Source organism: Vibrio sp. CyArs1, assembly GCF_022432925.1.
GTDB lineage: Bacteria > Pseudomonadota > Gammaproteobacteria > Enterobacterales > Vibrionaceae > Vibrio > Vibrio mediterranei.
The window spans coordinates 1-525 of the sequence record NZ_JAKRBO010000036.1 but is presented as its reverse complement, the minus strand read 5'-3'; the positions used below and the strand labels follow the sequence as shown (position 1 = coordinate 525).

The window sequence follows — 525 nt, the reverse complement described above, 5'->3', positions numbered from 1 at the left end:
TCAGCCAATAATGCCCAAGTCACTGAGGGTGCTTTTTCTGCAGTCGCAACCGGTGATGCTGCCAACTTACTGATTTAGTGTATGATGGTGTTTTTGAGGTGCTCCAGTGGCTTCTGTTTCTATCAGCTGTCCCTCCTGTTCAGCTACTGACGGGGTGGTGCGTAACGGCAAAAGCACCGCCGGACATCAGCGCTATCTCTGCTCTCACTGCCGTAAAACATGGCAACTGCAGTTCACTTACACCGCTTCTCAACCCGGTACGCACCAGAAAATCATTGATATGGCCATGAATGGCGTTGGATGCCGGGCAACAGCCCGCATTATGGGCGTTGGCCTCAACACGATTTTACGTCACTTAAAAAACTCAGGCCGCAGTCGGTAACCTCGCGCATACAGCCGGGCAGTGATGTGATTGTCTGCGCTGAAATGGACGAACAGTGGGGCTACGTCGGTGCTAAATCACGTCAGCGCTGGCTGTTTTACGCGTATGACAGGCTCCGGAAGACGGTTGTTGCGCACGTATTC

At 52.8% G+C, this 525-nt stretch carries 1 pseudogene; it reads left to right on the top strand.

Annotation, left to right across the window (positions count from 1 at the left end):
• Positions 1 to 106: 106 nt before the first annotated feature.
• Positions 107 to 525, top strand: a pseudogene (locus MMA19_RS26470) (IS1-like element IS1A family transposase); the annotation flags it as partial.